This window comes from Mucilaginibacter sp. CSA2-8R, from assembly GCF_038806765.1.
In the GTDB taxonomy this organism is placed as follows: domain Bacteria; phylum Bacteroidota; class Bacteroidia; order Sphingobacteriales; family Sphingobacteriaceae; genus Mucilaginibacter.
In genome coordinates this window covers 4,690,694-4,706,914 of sequence record NZ_CP152389.1, presented here as the reverse complement: position 1 = coordinate 4,706,914, position 16,221 = coordinate 4,690,694, and the positions used below count along the sequence as shown (strand labels likewise).

At 41.7% G+C, this 16,221-nt stretch carries 8 protein-coding genes; 4 read left to right on the top strand and 4 right to left on the bottom strand.

From position 1 onward, the window contains the following. Positions 1 to 43 precede the first annotated feature (43 nt). From dcp to AAGR14_RS19990, 4 genes are all read right to left on the bottom strand, one after another. Entirely contained in the window at positions 44 to 2,182 is a 2,139-nt protein-coding gene (gene dcp / locus AAGR14_RS20005; RefSeq protein ID WP_342646015.1) for a peptidyl-dipeptidase Dcp, read from the bottom strand. A 135-nt stretch (positions 2,183 to 2,317) separates the two neighbouring features. Continuing rightward, positions 2,318 to 4,774 (bottom strand): outer membrane beta-barrel family protein, encoded by a 2,457-nt coding sequence (locus AAGR14_RS20000; RefSeq protein WP_342646014.1) that lies wholly within the window; start codon positions 4,772 to 4,774, stop codon positions 2,318 to 2,320. Between the two features lie 341 nt (positions 4,775 to 5,115). Continuing rightward, the gene (locus tag AAGR14_RS19995; RefSeq protein ID WP_342646013.1) at positions 5,116 to 6,891 is read right to left on the bottom strand and encodes a PspC domain-containing protein; all 1,776 of its coding nucleotides are present in this window, start codon (positions 6,889 to 6,891) and stop codon (positions 5,116 to 5,118) included. 24 nt (positions 6,892 to 6,915) lie between these two features. Next, entirely contained in the window at positions 6,916 to 7,248 is a 333-nt protein-coding gene (locus AAGR14_RS19990) for a PadR family transcriptional regulator (RefSeq protein ID WP_342646012.1), read from the bottom strand. A gap of 183 nt (positions 7,249 to 7,431) precedes the next feature. On the opposite strand from AAGR14_RS19990, the gene AAGR14_RS19985 reads away from it, so the two are divergent. The 4 genes from AAGR14_RS19985 to AAGR14_RS19970 all read left to right on the top strand — a co-directional run bounded on the left by AAGR14_RS19985 (position 7,432) and on the right by AAGR14_RS19970 (position 16,211). Beyond that, on the top strand, positions 7,432 to 10,566 hold the full coding sequence (locus tag AAGR14_RS19985; RefSeq protein WP_342646011.1) for a SusC/RagA family TonB-linked outer membrane protein: 3,135 nt from the start codon (positions 7,432 to 7,434) through the stop codon (positions 10,564 to 10,566). 11 nt (positions 10,567 to 10,577) lie between these two features. After that, positions 10,578 to 12,182: a SusD/RagB family nutrient-binding outer membrane lipoprotein gene (locus AAGR14_RS19980; RefSeq protein WP_342646010.1), complete on the top strand. Its 1,605-nt coding sequence runs from the start codon at positions 10,578 to 10,580 to the stop codon at positions 12,180 to 12,182. Positions 12,183 to 12,204: 22 nt separating this feature from the next. Continuing rightward, complete coding sequence (locus AAGR14_RS19975; RefSeq protein WP_342646009.1) at positions 12,205 to 12,747, top strand: DUF1735 domain-containing protein; 543 nt, start codon at positions 12,205 to 12,207, stop codon at positions 12,745 to 12,747. A 278-nt stretch (positions 12,748 to 13,025) separates the two neighbouring features. Beyond that, on the top strand, positions 13,026 to 16,211 hold the full coding sequence (locus tag AAGR14_RS19970) for a SusC/RagA family TonB-linked outer membrane protein (RefSeq protein ID WP_342646008.1): 3,186 nt from the start codon (positions 13,026 to 13,028) through the stop codon (positions 16,209 to 16,211). Positions 16,212 to 16,221 lie beyond the last annotated feature (10 nt).

The window sequence follows — 16,221 nt, the reverse complement described above, 5'->3', positions numbered from 1 at the left end:
AGTGCATCCGCTTTTCTTTTGTCATCATATTTAAGATAGATGGCTATAACAAGCCTCGTTTCTTCAACAATGGTTTAATATCCGGGTTGTGGCCGCGGAAATCGCGGAACATTTTGCCGTACTCAATGGTATTGCCTCTTGAAAGAATCATGTCGCGGAAACGTTGTCCGTTTTGGCGGGTTAATCCACCGTTTTCTGTAAACCAGGAGTAAGCATCGTTTTCCAGCATCGAGGTCCAGGTGTAAGCATAGTAACCGGCAGCATACCCATTAGACCAAATGTGCAAAAAGTAGCTTGAACGGTAGCGCGGAGGTATCTGCGGTAAATTTAAGCCTGTTCTTTTTAAAGCCGCTGCTTCAAACTCATCAACATCCTCCAGCGGGCTGCCGGCAGGCAGGGTATGCCATTGCATATCCAGCGACGCTGCGGCCAATGCTTCAGTTAAGGCATAGCCCTGGTTAAAAGTAGCTGCCTTTTTAATTTTATCAACCAACACCTGTGGCATAGCAGCACCGGTTTGGTAATGGCGTGCATAACGGGTAAACACTTTAGGGTCTGATGCCCAATGCTCGTTAAATTGTGATGGAAATTCAACAAAATCGCGGGCTACGTTAGAGCCCGACAGGCTGGCATATTTCTGGCTGGCAAATAAGCCGTGCAGGCCATGTCCAAACTCATGAAACATAGTAGTCACGTCATCAAAGCTTATTAATGCAGGCTGACCGGGAGCCGGTTTGGTAAAGTTACATACATTGTAGATGACCGGTTTGGTGACCATCAGGCCCGACTGCTCCACCAAATTGCTCATCCATGCCCCGCCTGATTTATTGTCGCGTTTAAAGTAATCGCAGTAAAACAGGCCAATTTGTGAGCCGTTGCTGTCCATCACATCAAATACCCGTACATCGGCCTGGTAAACCGGCAGGTCTTTACGTTCTTTAAAGGTAATGCCATACAGTTGGTTGGCGGCATAAAAAACACCATCTTGTAAAACCTTGTTCAGCTCCAAATAGGGCTTAACCTGGTTTTCGTCCAGGTCGTATTTGGCTTTGCGTACCTGCTCGGCGTAATAGTCCCAGTCCCAAGGCTGTAGTTTGAAGCCACCTTTTTGCGCATCAATTACTTTTTGAATTTCTCCGGCTTCCTGCGTTGCCTTGTTGGTGGCGGCAGGTACCAGTTTACCTAAAAACTGTTCAACGGCTTCCGGAGTTTTTGCCATCTGGTCTTGCAGTTTCCAGGCAGCATAATTTTTAAAGCCTAACAGTTTAGCCTGCTCAGTGCGAATTTGTGCAATGCGCGAAATAGTTTTGCGGGTATCATTGGCATCGCCTTTTTCGGCCCGAGTCCATGAGGCTTCAAACAGTTTTTGTCGAGTAGCCCGGTTGCTCAAAAATTGCAGGTTAGGTTGTTGGGTGGTATTTTGCAAGGGTATTAACCACTGGCCATCATGTTTAGCGGCTTTGGCATCCTGCGCGGCAGCATCAATGGTGCCTTGCGGTAAACCGGCCAGCTCTGCCTTATCGCTCACTAACAAAGCGCCATCTTTAGCAGCAGCCAGCAACTGATTGGTGAATTTGGCGGTTAAGCCGGCTTCTTCCTTATTTAAATCTTTAAGCTTGTCTTTATCTGTATCAGATAGTTTGGCACCCGCAATTTCAAATTTTTGCACATAGTATTCTAGCAACCTTGCCGACTCTGCATCCAGTTTAAGCTGGCTGCGCTGCGCATTTATAGCCTGTACTCGCTGGTATAGCTTGGTGTTTAAGTAAATGGCATCATTAGTGGCTGTAAGCTTAGGCGCTTCATCTTCCTGAATCTTTTGTAATTCGGGGTTAGTGTTGGCGCCCGATAGTAAATTAAAAACATGATTGACACGGCTAAGTAACTGTCCGCTTTTTTCGATACCAACAATAGTGTTCTCGAAAGTTGGTGCAGCGCTGTTGTTCGTAATAGAATCAATTTCTGCCAGTTGCTGCTTCATCCCGGCTTCCATAGCCGGTACAAAATCATCATTTTTGATTTTGCTGAAATCAGGAGCCTGGAAGGGTAGTTTGCTGGGCGCGTAGAAAGGATTTGATGTACTTAAAGCACCGTCGGGTGTTTTATTTGATTGGGAATTATTATTACAGGCCGCCGCAAAAATCAGCATACCTAATAATCGGATGGGGAATTTACGTTTCATTAAAAATGTATTTTAAATAAATTCGGGTGTAGATGGCTAATAGCAATTAACGTTCAAATGTATGTAATAATATAAAGCCCCCAAAAGCTTGCAGGCGTTTGAGGGTTTTATATAAATTGATGTAATAGCGTAGGATTAGTTGCCTGATTTTACCCGGCTTTTTTCTTCATCCGCCCCGCTATTGTGTTTACGGGCTTGTATTTTGGCATTACCAAAGTTGTAGGTGAAAGTTAAACGGGCCACGCGTGTTTCGTTTTTCTGAAATACGTTAAAATTTAAGTTGCCCTGGCGCACCGTAAGGTTTTGCTGACGGGTATTAAACACGTCGGTAACCGAAAATTTTAAGGTGGCTTTTTTATCAGCGAATGATTTGCTGATACCGGCATCCAAACCATATTGGGTACGGATGTGGAACAAACCGTAAGTTAACGGCGACTGGTAATTGAAAGTGCCTTCCAGTTTTACGGTTTTGCTTAATGTAAACGTATTAATAGAGTTGCCCTGCGCAGCAAACTGGCCGTTGTTTAGCACCAGTTCGGGTGAGTTGGCTTTAAAGCCCAGGTAAAAACCGGTAAGGTTGTTATTCATATTCCACCATTTGGCCAGTGTAAATGGCAAGCTCAGGTTAAGGTTATAGCTGTTTTGAGCGGCCAGATTGTCGCGGGTTATAAAAGTTACCTTTTGTGCGTCTAACTGGCGGGGTACTTCAACCATCACATCGGTGGTTTTGCTGTAGCCCAGGGTGGCGTTAAAGCGTTTTTTATAAGTATAAGTCAACTCATAAGAGTTAGTATATTGTGGTTTAAGGTTAGGGTTGCCCTGAACATAGGTATAAGCATTTAAAATTTGCACAAAGCTGTTCAAATCATCGTAACTCGGGCGATCAATGCGGCGGCTGTAATTGATGCCTAAACTATGGTTGTCTGAAAACTCGTGGTTAATAAACGCACTCGGGAAAAAGCTCAGGTAATGTCTTTCGTTTATTAAGGTAATGTTGTTAATGTCTCTTGAGTCACCTTTAGAGTTGGTTTGCTCTGCACGTAACCCAGCCTGTAAAGATGTTTTTTTCCAGCTTTTGCTAAAGTTAAAATAACCTGCATTGATATTTTCGGTGTACTTGTAAAGGTTGGTGCGACCGGCATCGGTTACCCAAACATTATTTAGTATAGAGTCGGTACGCAAATCATTATTTGTAGCTACGTAGCTAAATTTCGCACCGGCTTCCAGTTTCATGGTTTTACCGATAGGGTTGGTATAGTCTGTTTTAAAAGTACCGATATTGATTTTAGTGGGCAGGTTGTTACGTAGCAATGAACTGGTACGCAAGGTTGTGCCATCACCATAAAAGAAATTGTTAGTATAGTTATTACTCTGGCGGTTGTTAAAGTAAGAATAATCGGCATCCATGCTCAACTCTTTGCCTAAGGTATCAATCACCAGGCGGTTGTTGATATTAGCCGTAAGGTTATTGTATCTTTCCAGTGTAGTATTGCGGGTGGTGGTTACGGCAATGTTGGTAACCTGGTTGGTGCTGATGAGCGTATTATTAAAGCTATTGGCATCAAAGCCTGAGTTGTAGCCACTAACCTGCACGCCCAATGTATTCTTTTTACTCACCTCGTAATCGGCGCCCACTTTATAGTTGTGCGCGCTGCGACTGCCCAGCATATCGGTCGATTCATTGAAGAAAGTGGTTATCCCTCCATTGTTGATGGCTCGATCGAGTCTGATATCCTGCGGACGTTTGTTGTTTACATAGCTGTAATTACCAAATACGTTTAATTTACCGTTTTTGTGATTCAAATTTAAAGATGAACTGGCTTTATGATTGTTACCATAGCCACCGGTGGCGGCAAAGCTGCCATTGGTACCGGCTGCACGGTTTTTCTTCATTTTAATGTTGATGATACCTGAGTTTCCGGCTGCGTCGTACTTGGCAGAAGGATTAGTAATGATTTCGATAGACTGAATAGCGTTACCATCAGTTGAACGTAGCAGGTTGGCCAACTGAGCCGACGATAGGTAAGTCAATTTACCATCAATCATTACTGTAACGCCTTGTTTGCCTTTCAGGCTAATGTTGTCATCTTTATCTAAGGTAACACCGGGGGCACGTTCTAAAATTTCCATAGCCGAGTTGCCTGCCGCCAGTACGCTGTTTTCTACATTAATTACGGTGCGGTCTATCTTACGTTCAATTAAAGGTTTAGTAGCTACCACATTTACCGCTTTTAAGCTGCTGGTAGCAGGCTGTAATTTTAGCACCGGAACGGTAATAACACTATTTGCGACAACTGTTACCGTACCGCTTATAGACTTATCATATCCAATAATAGTGGCTTTAATAAGGTAAGTACCTGCAGTAACCCGATCTATATTGTATAAGCCGGCTTCGTTGGTTAAACTGCTTTTTACAATGCTAGAGTCTTTGGCGCGCAGCAGAGTGATGGTGGCATAATCGGCAGGTTTACCTTGCTCAGTAATAGCCGAGCCGGTAATTTTACCGGTAGGGGGAGTGCTTTGCGCAAAAGCATGATTAGCTCCGGCCACGAATGCTACGGCGATTAGTATGCTATATATGATTGATTTCATGATGGTTAGGTGTTGTGTGTTTGTAAATTTTGAGCAATAGTTATCCACTTAAAGATTTTTGGTCTTTTTAATTTTGTAAACCTTGTTTTGATGATTTGCCCGATGTTAACTCGGGCGGTTATTTGTTTATAAGATGCAGGAAAGGCACCTGTGGTTACACAAAAATTTGAAAAATATTTTCGAAAGAAAATTTAACAGGTAAGCGGAGTGCGTCAATGTGTTATAAATCAGTAGTTTATTGCTGAAAAGAGAAGGAGGGAGAGCGGATAAAATAAAAGATTTAGCACCCCGGCCAGAGATACATCATGAACATTGATTGTTTGGCCGGGGTGTAAATCTTGTTACCTTTTATGTAAACGGCGAATAATCACCGTTTTTTTGGCTGGTACAGCCTTGGTAACGGTACTGTCTATATATACGGTATCAATTTTAGTTTCGTTAACGGTATCAAGAGTTGTCACCTCTTCTTTTTCAGTGTCGTTGTTGTCGTTTTTGTTGTCTTCATTTGGTACCGCGGTAATCGCACTATCCAGTTTACACTGCAGGCCTTCGGTAGTCATGATAAAAGGAGCCATCTCGGTACGCGAATGATCGCGGTGACGCGGAAAGCAAGCACCGACATCCAGGTAATTAGATATATATTCGTTTACCTTGTCGTTTACCATTACCGTAGCTTTAAGCGGAATGCGCAAAGTTAGCTTTACTTCTTCATTGTGCCACTGCCCGGCTTTTAAACGGCGAAGTTTGGTATCAAACTTTAAAACCGAGTCTTGCTGAGTAAACACATATCGTGTGTTACGTGCATGGTTGAGTGCCTGTTCGTAAGTACGGCCGCGAGCGGTAAACTCTTCAACTAAAACAGGATAAGGGACATCGCTCTTTTCAATACTGATTCTAACCGACCGTGGTGAAAGTTCGTCATCGTCGTTATCAGTCAAAGTCAGGTTTTTAAACTTATTTTTGATATCCAGCCTCGCACTATCTTCGCGAGTAAAAAACATCACATCATTTAGCTGCAGGTAATAAGTCTGGTTTGGTACGGCTTTCAAATTGACTGTTTGCGTAAATCCGGCCGAATCCCTGAACTCAGCCAGAACTTGAGAAGCATGGTAGGCTATTATGGCTAAAGCGCTGATCCAGACAATCAGCAAAGTAAACCCTGCCGACCGGTTAACATTTGTGGTATTAAAGATAGCAGATGATACTACCACAATTATTACGGTTAAAGGAATCAATACCAATATGCCAACAGCAACACGTACCTGATTGATGTAAGGATAATTGAAAAAATTATCAGGCAGCGAAAAGTTTTTAGTGCCAAAAGCCATCGTACCTACTAAAGCAACGACAAGGGCGATGATGCCCGCAACGCAAGCTAAGATGATAGCGAGACCTAGCAGTTTGATAATTATTTTCCCTGCCCCACCTAAAAAAACCCTTAGATGATGGAAAAAGTCTCCTACAAAATCGCGGGTTCTATAAATTAATGGGCGGGCTTCGTGATGTATATCAGCCAGGCGACCGCCTACCATGTTTAATTCAGCTTCAAAGTTGCGTTTAAAACCCTGCAAATCTAACGGCTCGCCTTTCATGGCCATTTTATCGGCCCGGCTAACAGCTTTAGGAATAATGACCCACAGCAAAATGTAAACAAAGAAACCGGCACCTGCGCCCAAAAATGCCAAAGCAAACAGCAAGCGTACCCAAACCGATTTTATGTCAAAGTAGTTGGCAATACCGGCACAAACACCGCCAATTAAGTGATCGTCCGGGTCGCGGAACAGGCGGCGGCTGTTAATACCCATATTGTAAAGCGGTTCTTGTGCAAATGCAGCAGTTCCTTCATCATCGGCATACTCAAAATCTTTTACTGAACCCATCTGAGCAATAACGGCTTCAACATCCTGGTCAATAATAGCCTGGCGGTTTTCGCGGGCCAGTATCTCGGTAAACATCTCGGCAATACGGTTTTCGATGTCGGTAGTAATTTCAAGGCTGTCGGCCGAGTTAAAAAAGTGACGTTTTACCTCGGTCATGTACTCCTTAAGCATTTCGTAGGCCTGTTCTTCGATATGAAAAACGGTGCCGTTTATATTGATGATAATTGTTTTGTTCATGATGATTGATATATAGCGTGGTCGTTATTTTCTTCCTTCAATAGATGTTTGCACGGCAAAAGCCAGTTCATGCCAGGTTTTGTCTAGGTGTTCAAGCACCTGCCGGCCCTCAGTTGATAGCACATAATACTTTCGCGGAGGCCCTGAGGTAGACTCTACCCAATTGTAGCTGAGCAGTCCATTATTTTTTAAACGGGTAAGCAACGGGTATAAAGTTCCTTCTACTACAAGTAGTTGGGCTTTTTTTAGCTCAGCAATGATATCCGAAGCATATATCTCGCCTTTGGCAATTACACAGAGTATGCAGTACTCGAGTATGCCTTTTCGCATTTGGGTTTGAGTATTCTCTACAAGCATAATACAAAGATATATGTTTTAGAATGTATTATGCAATACATAGTACTAAAATAATTTTATTTAACTTTTATTAGAAAGTTCTTAGAAAGTGGTTAGAATTTAACATTTTTTAACAAATGCTTGATTTTGTAGTAATTCTCACCTATTTTAGGCATAACTATTAACTGACTTTATAATTAACACATGAAGAAAATTCTACTAGTGAATTTGTGTTTGCTGCTGCTCTGTATATCGGAGGTATTTGCGCAAACGCGTACTGTTACTGGTGTGGTAACCAGTAAAGACGACGGACTGCCTTTGCCAGGTGTAACCGTACGCGCTACAGGAGGTTCGAACGGAACCCAAACTAATGGCCAGGGCCGGTATACTTTGGCGGTACCTGCCTCTACACAAAAATTGGAGTTTGTTTACGTAGGTTACTCCACATTAACTGCTTCTTTAGGCAGCGGCAATGAGTTAAGCGTTTCGCTAGCAGCCAATAATCAGCAACTTAATGAGGTAATTGTTACCGCAGCCGGTTTGCAAACCAGCAGACGCCAGCAAGGTGTAAGCTTAACCACGGTTAAATCAGAGCAGTTAACGCAGGCTAAGCCAACTAACGTTGCTGCAGGTTTAATTGGTAAAGTACCCGGCTTGCAAATTTCGGGAACTACAGGAGGTGTTAACCCTAACTTCCGCGTGGTTTTAAGGGGTGCCCGCTCATTAACCGGTAATAACGAGGCGCTGATTGTATTAGATAACGTGATTGTTCCTAACGCTTTGTTATCTAACTTAAACCCTGAGGATGTTCAGGATATCCAGGTTTTGCAAGGTGCCAGTGCGGCAGCTTTGTATGGTAGTGATGCCTCAAACGGTGCATTAATCATTACCACCAAAAAAGGTAAAAAAGGAGCTATGGATATTAAAGCTCAGCAAACTTTTACTGTTGAGCAAGTAGCGTTCTTTCCACAGTTGCAAAAGAAATTTGGTTCGGGTTCTGATAACGATCTGCAAATTTATTTGCCCTACGAAAATCAGCAATACGGACCTGCTTTCAACGGTCAGATGGTTGATTTAGGTTTGCCGCTGGCTAATGGCAACATTCAGCGTGTGCCTTACTCATGGACTAATGATAAATATAATTTCTGGCAAAATGGTTTAACCAGCCAGTCCGATTTATCAATATCATCCGGCGACGATAAAGGTACTTTGTTCATTTCAGGTCAGTATGCTGACACCAAAGGTACACTGCCTAAAGATAAATTTAACCGGGCTAACGTAAGGATCAACGGTACTCGTAATTTTACTAAAAACTTTACCGCAGTTTATGGTATCAATTATACTCAAAACCGTTACGATCAAACAAGTGGTGGTGCGGGTACTATTTATGATCAATTGTTAAACTCACCAGGTCAGGCCCCGAGTACTACTTACAAAGATTGGAGAAATGATCCGTATGCCGATCCAAGCGGTTATTATAATGCCTATTATAACAATCCTTATTTTACGATTGATAATTACAGGCAAAAAACCCGTAACGACTATTTAACCGGTAATTTAGAATTGAAGTATTCTCCGGCTAAATGGGTGGATTTATTATACCGTACAGGTTTGGCCACTCGTAATAATTCAGCTAAAACGTACAGTGACATTTATCGTTTTAACGATTATATCAAAGCACGTCCTGAAGTTGGTAACTATAAAAAAACTGACATTGTGGGTGGTGTAACTGATGCTTTCTTATACACCGCAAGTTTGACAAATGAGTTTCAGGCTACTTTCAAACACCAAGTAAAAGATTTTAAATTTAACTTGGTAACTGCTTATTGGATGCGTCAGCAACGTTATAAAACCGAATCAGCTTCAGTGAGTGGTTTGGTGCAAGCTGGTTTATTCAACTTAGCCAATAGTACAAACCAACCTACGGCAGGTGAGGCAAATTATCTTGCCCGTCAGCAAGCTGTTTACGGTGTATTAAACGTATCGTACAAAAATTATTTGTTTTTAAACGTGACCGGCCGTAATGATTGGACTTCTGTATTAGCTGCAAATAACCGTTCGTTCTTTTATCCGGGAGTTAACGTCTCTTTTGTGCCGACAGATGCGATAGCCGCTCTTAAAAACGTTGAACAAATTGATTTTATCAAATTACGTGCAGGTTACTCGAAAGTAGGTAACGTAAACTTAGGAGGTAGTACTTATGGTGCTTACCGTTTAGATGCCACCTTTGGTCAGGGTTCTGGTTATCCATTTAACGGTTTAGGTGGTTTTACATTAAATAATAGTATTGTTGCTCCAAATATTAAACCTGAGTTTACTTATGAGTTTGAAACTGGTGTTGACATGAGCTTTTTAAAGGACCGTGTTACTGCAACTGTTACTTATTACGACAAGAAAACTAAAAATCAAACAGTAACTGCAAATGTGTCAAATACCACTGGTTATGGTGCTTATTTCTTAAACGCCGGTACTACTAGTAGTTATGGTATCGAGTCTACATTAAATTTAGTACCCATCCAAACTAAAGATTGGCGAGTGAGTGTAGGTGGCAACTTTAGCTACTTGCATAACCAAGTTGATGAATTATTTGGAGGATTACCAAATTTAAATATTTCCGGCGGTACTCCAGGTTCTTACGGTATTGTAGGTTCTTCTTTGCCAACAATCTTAGGCCGTGCTTATGTACGTGATAATCAAGGCCGCGTTATAGTTAACCGTGTAACCGGTTATCCGTCTGGTACCAGTACACTTACTGCTTTTGGTAATGCTTCGCCAACTAAAATACTCGGTCTTAACTTAGGTGTAAATTACAAAGGTTTATCACTATCTACCGTTGCCGAATATCGTGCAGGTTATGTGATTTATCAAGGCGCAGGTACTGGTTTAGACTTTAACGGTGCAGGCATTAATACCATTGCTTACGACCGTGAGCGTTTCGTGTTCCCTAATTCATCATATCTGGATCCGAATACTAACACTTACGTTGCCAATACCAATATTACTGTACACGATGGGGGCCCAGCTTACTGGACTATCGCCGGCCCAAGAAGAAATATTGACGAAAACTATATTGTTCCGGGTAATTTCTGGAAATTACGAGAAGTTTCTTTGGCTTACACCCTGCCAAAATCATGGTTAGGTAAAACTAAATTTATTAAAGCGGCTACCTTAAGCGCCCAAGGCCGTAATTTATTTATATGGACCCCGAAAACCAACGTGTACACTGATCCGGAATATAGTGCAAACGATGGTACAAACAATGGTAATGGTGTAGGTGTAACAGCATTAACTACGCCGCCTTCTCGCTACTATGGTGGTACTATATCAATAACCTTCTAAGATTTTTATCAATGAAAAAGATATTAAATTTATTTATTTTAACTCTTGCGGCGGTTACAGTTACCTCTTGTAAGAAATATTTGGATGTTAACGTTAACCCTAACGATCCAACTACCGGCACGCCCGACTTGGTGCTGCCTCAATCTATCGTCTATGCAGCAGCTCATACCGTAAACTTTAACTTTTACGGTTCGCAAACTGTTGGTTATTTAGCCAATGGTGGTGGTGTGAGCGGCTGGGGTGCTATCATCTCTTACAATTACGCAACTACTGACCAAACCGGTCTGTTTAATACCTCTTATGACGTAGCTAACGACATTCAGTATGTTATTGACAATACCGAAGGTCAGGCACAGTTTGCACAGTATAATGCGGCAGCTAAAGTGATGAAAGCATTCGTTTTTCAGCGTTTGGTAGATCAGTATAACGATGTTCCTTACACAGAGTCGTTAAAAGGTGGAGGTAATGTGACTCCCAAATATGATAAGGCAACTGACATTTATAAATCATTAGCTGATTTGTGTGATGCAGCCATTACCACGTTTAATGCTAACCCCGTTGCTACATCTCAATTCAAAACGTCCGACCCATTGTTCGGTTCTTCGAGTAGTACTACGGTAGAGATTAACCGCTGGATTCAGTTTGCTAATACCCTTAAATTGCGCTTGATTATCAGAGCAGGCAGCAAAGTTGCTTTCTCGAATAAAACCTTTGACAGTAAGGGCTTTTTAACTGATGATGCTATAGTCAATCCAGGTTACACCCGCGCAAACGGTAAACAAAATCCAATGTGGAACAGCTATGCTTACTCATTTGCAAATGCTGCACAAACTGCGGGTGCACAGTATGTACCTACCCCTTATATCATCAGCTTTTTTAACGGTCAAAAAATTAGTGATCCAACACGTATAAACTTATACTATAAAAACGGATCGGCTGTAAATTCGGGCAGCTTTACTAATACTTTGGGCAGTTTATTAGCTACTGCAGGCCGTGGGCAAACACCAAACTCATGGTTTAAGGGTACAAACGCTACTACTTACGACCAGGCTGGTATTTTTAAAGGTCCGGATGCAGGTCAGCCTATTTTCTTGGCTGCCGACAGCTACTTTTTACAAGCCGAAGCTATGCTAACAGGTGTAATTAGCGGTGATGCCACAACGGCTTTCAATAACGGTATATTGGCTTCATTTACTTATCTGGATAAAAACGCAGCTGGTGCGGTTACGGGTAACGTACCGGGTAGTGCCACAGTTGCGCGCAACCCAAGTGCCGAAGTAACTGCTTATAAGGCTGCTAACCCTAACTCGTACCTGGTAAACTACGAAAAAGCAACTACTAATGCACAGCGTTTAGAGGCTATTATTACCCAAAAATACCTGGCTTTAAACTTTATCATTGGTGATGAAGCCTGGAACGAGTATCGTCGTACCGGTTACCCCGTAAACGTTAATAATGGTAGTTCAACAGAGTCGTTTACTTCAGTTGCCACTGAGTCAACTGCGCCGGATAAATTACCAACCCGTTTACTGTACCCGAATACTGAGTTTAGCTATAATTCAGCAAATATTCCGAGTGTAGATAAATACACTTCTAAAATTTTCTGGGCACGATAAAAACAGTTAAAAATATTAAACAATGAAAAAAATCTTCAATACGATAATTTTATCAATATCTGTACTGTTTATGAGCTCGTGCTTAAAAAGTACTGATATTGTTGGTCCTGATGCTCCGGGTAGTGCAGGTGCCATTATAGAGTTTGCTAACCCAACGTTTATCGCTACAAGCTCACATACACTTACAGTTCCTTTAGCACGTTACGAGTTCTTGACTTTAAAAACCGGCGACAAGGTGCATGTAGATGTAAACTATACAGGCACCAATGCCGCAGCGCCATCAAACGTTACGGTTAATTTGACTACGGATGCCGGTGCGTTAACTACACACTTAACTCAGGCTAATAGAACTACTTATGTTGCACTGCCAACAACACTTTATACTCTGCCTGCATCGGTTACTATACCATCAGGGCAAAATAAAGCCGGTTTTGACTTTACAATCACTGATCAGTTTGTTGCCAATACAACCTACGCTGTTGCACTCAAAATAGCGTCAGCAAGTGCTGGTACAGTTAGCGGTAACTTCGGAACGATAGTAGTTGCACTTAAGCGTGTGCCATAACCATCTGTAAAATCATTATGTTAAAGGGGTGTTCTTGTAATAGAACATCCCTTTTTTGTATAATAAGAGCTTTAAATGACCTCAAAACATTGTACAATTTTTGTTGGTTTTAAAACTAATTGTTAAATATTTTCCATAAATAGTAAGAATTCGTTTCCATTTTTGGGAGTATTGTAACATTCTTAACATTTTTTAACTTTTGTTAATTTGGATTTGATTATTTAACTAATAGGGTATACATTTATCACCCTTGAATTGACAGATCTTAAATTAACAACATGAAGAGAATTCTACTTATGAGTCTGTGCTTTGTTTTGCTCTTTTTTGGGCAAACTTATGCGCAAGACCGTACAGTAACAGGTACTGTTACTGCTAAAGATGACGGGCAACCGCTTCCGGGCGTTGTAGTTAAAGTTAAAGGCACACAAACCGGAAGCTCAACCGATGCCTTTGGTAAATATTCAATTAAACTACCCAGTGGTGGTTCGTTGGTTTTTACCTTTATTGGTTATAACCCGCAAGAGGCAGTACCAACAGGTAATGTATTAAACGTTGCGTTGGCGCCTAACGTAAAGCAGTTAGGCGAAGTTGTAGTTACCGCGTTAGGTACACGCAGCGAAAAGAAATCGCTAGGTTATGCTCAAACTACGGTAACTTCTAACGAAATTAATGCTTCATCATCTATCAACCTGTTCAGTGGTGTTCAGGGTAAAGTGGCTGGTGTGAGTATTTCCAACACTTCGGGTTCTCCGGGTGGTTCAACTAAGGTTATCATCCGTAGCTTTTCGTCAATTACCGGTAGTAATCAACCTTTGTACATTATTGACGGTGTGCCTATTGATAACTCACGTCCGGGATCTGATGCCAATTTTGATTTTGGTAACAATGCCAACGATATCGATCCTAACTCTATTGAAAACATGAGTATCTTAAAAGGATCGGCGGCAACCGCGTTATATGGTTCGAGAGGTTCTAACGGTGTAATCTTAATTACTACTAAACGTGGTAAAATTGGCAAGCCAACTGTTGATGTAAACATTGGTGCCACGCTTACTAATGTTGCTTTGTTTTACCATCCGCAGCAGGTTTTCGGTCAGGGTTGGGATTCTCAATCTTATATTTCTGAAAACGGAAACTGGGGACCTAAATACGACGGTGTAGTTAGACCATGGGGCGCTGTTGTTAATAACTCGCAGTTACTTAAGCCTTTTTCGTTTGTTGAAAACAATGTCAAAAATGCTTTTGATACCGGTTTGGAATTAAACAACCAGGTAGCGGTTAGTGGTGGTAACGAAACGTCAACTTACTACATGTCTTATGGTAACGTTTATAGCAATGGTATTTTACCATCAAGCAATGATAGCTACAAACGTAACAACTTTAGCTTAAAGGGATCAACTACCTATAAAGGCTTTACAGCAGAGGCTTCGATGAACTATGTAAGCAAAGCATCGCGCTTTGTCGCCACTGGCCAGGGCGATTCTGGTATCGGTTCTGGTTTTTACGAAGAAATATTGCAAATTCCGGGTAATATTCCTATTCGTGATTTGCGCGATTATAAAAACCAGTACTTCAACGTTGATAACTACTTTACGCCGTTTGCAGAAAACCCATATTATGCACTTTACGAAAACGGTAGCCGTTACCGTAGCGATAGGATATATGGTAACGTTAACTTACAATATAAAGCCAACAAATGGTTAACCTTCCAGATTCAGCAAGGTGTTGACGTTAACAACTCTGGCGACAGAATATGGCACAACGTAAACAACCCAGCTCCTGGCAGCTGGAACGGTGCTAATCCAACCAACCCTGAGGGTGCCACCCGTGCTGCAGATGTGGGTAACGTTATCGAAGATTCATTCAAACAATTTGAATACGATTCAAAAGTTAACGCTTTATTTAACTCAAATATAACTTCAGATTTTAATATCAACGGTTTAGTTGGTGTAAACTACAACGACCGTGGCGGACGTACTTTGAGCAGCGAAGTGCAGGGTTTAACTATCCCTGGGTTTTACCAGTTATCTAACACATCTAACCAGCCAAGCAGTGTTGAGTCTGACACTCACCGCCGTTTATTAGGTGTTTACGCACAGGCTACTTTGGGTTACAAAAATTACTTGTATTTAACTTTAACCGGACGTAACGACTGGTCATCAACATTACCTAAGGGTAAAAACAATTATTTTTATCCGGGCGCCAGCTTAGCTTACAACTTCCTGCAATCATTCGGTTTACAAAGCGAAACGTTTACCAGCGCAAAATTACGCGCCAGCTATGGTAAAACAGGTAGCGATACTGATCCGTATCGTATTATCAATACCATCACTGCAACTAACATTGGTTTAGGTTTTGGTAACAACGCATTTCCATTTAACGGGGTACCTGGCTTTACAGTAAGTAACCAGCTTAATAACGGAACCCTGAAACCTGAAACTCAAACAGAACTTGAGTTGGGTATGGAGGCAAATTTCTTGAGTAACAGACTCGGATTTGATTTCACTTACTACAGTCGTGTTAAGAAGGACCAAATCCTGCCAGTATCAACTTCTCCGTCATCAGGTTATACTACAGCAGTACTTAACTTTGGTAGAGTAAGAAACCGTGGTATTGAGTTATCGGTACATGGTACACCAGTTAAATCTAAAAACATTACCTGGGATGTTAATTACAACTTTACCCGCAACCGCAATTTAGTGTTAGAATTACCTAACGGCTTAAACAAAGTGGTACTAAACAGTGCATATGATGCGCAGTTAGCAGCCATTGCAGGTCAGCCTTTGGGCGTGTTCCTGGCTCCGGTACCGGTATATGATCCACAGGGCCGTATTGTTGTAAACAACCAGGGTTTCCCGGTAACATCTACCGATTTAGGAAACTACGGTACTTCACAATCTGACTTCCAGATGGGTTTATCTAACAGCATCAGAGTTAAACAATTTACTTTGGGCTTTACTTTAGACTGGCGCCAGGGCGGTCGTTTCTACTCAGGAACTGCCGACTTATTGAACTTCGTAGGTGCTGATCAGAAAACTTTGTACAATGACCGTCGTCCGTTCATCGTGCCAAACTCTGTACAGGCTGTAACCGCTGCTAACGGCTCAACAAGCTATGTAGAAAACACTACGCCTATCACAGAAACCAACATCGACGATTATTATTACCCAACCTCAAACAAGGCACAGGCTTATCAAAACAGGATTTTAGATAAAACCTATGTAAAATTAAGAGAGTTAACTTTAAGTTACAGCCTGCCTGCTTCAATAGCCGCTAAATTAGGTGCACAACGTGCTATGATTAGCGTATTTGGCCGTAACCTTTATACCTGGTTGCCAAAACGCAATCAAACTATTGACCCTGAGGTATCTAACCAAGGTATAGATTTGGCTAGTGAGTTTGGTGAGTTCAGAACTGCGCCGCCTTTAAGATACATGGGTGCATCATTAAAGGTTTCATTTTAATTAGTTGGAA

Bases quoted from the DNA above. Each gene is read 5' to 3' on its own strand.
- AAGR14_RS19995 (WP_342646013.1), bottom strand. From the start codon at position 6,891: ATGAACAAAACAATTATCATCAATATAAACGGCACCGTTTTTCATATC.
- AAGR14_RS19990 (WP_342646012.1), bottom strand. From the start codon at position 7,248: ATGCTTGTAGAGAATACTCAAACCCAAATGCGAAAAGGCATACTCGAG.
- AAGR14_RS19985 (WP_342646011.1), top strand. From the start codon at position 7,432: ATGAAGAAAATTCTACTAGTGAATTTGTGTTTGCTGCTGCTCTGTATA.
- AAGR14_RS19975 (WP_342646009.1), top strand. From the start codon at position 12,205: ATGAAAAAAATCTTCAATACGATAATTTTATCAATATCTGTACTGTTT.
- dcp (WP_342646015.1), bottom strand. From the start codon at position 2,182: ATGAAACGTAAATTCCCCATCCGATTATTAGGTATGCTGATTTTTGCG.
- AAGR14_RS19970 (WP_342646008.1), top strand. From the start codon at position 13,026: ATGAAGAGAATTCTACTTATGAGTCTGTGCTTTGTTTTGCTCTTTTTT.
- AAGR14_RS20000 (WP_342646014.1), bottom strand. From the start codon at position 4,774: ATGAAATCAATCATATATAGCATACTAATCGCCGTAGCATTCGTGGCC.
- AAGR14_RS19980 (WP_342646010.1), top strand. From the start codon at position 10,578: ATGAAAAAGATATTAAATTTATTTATTTTAACTCTTGCGGCGGTTACA.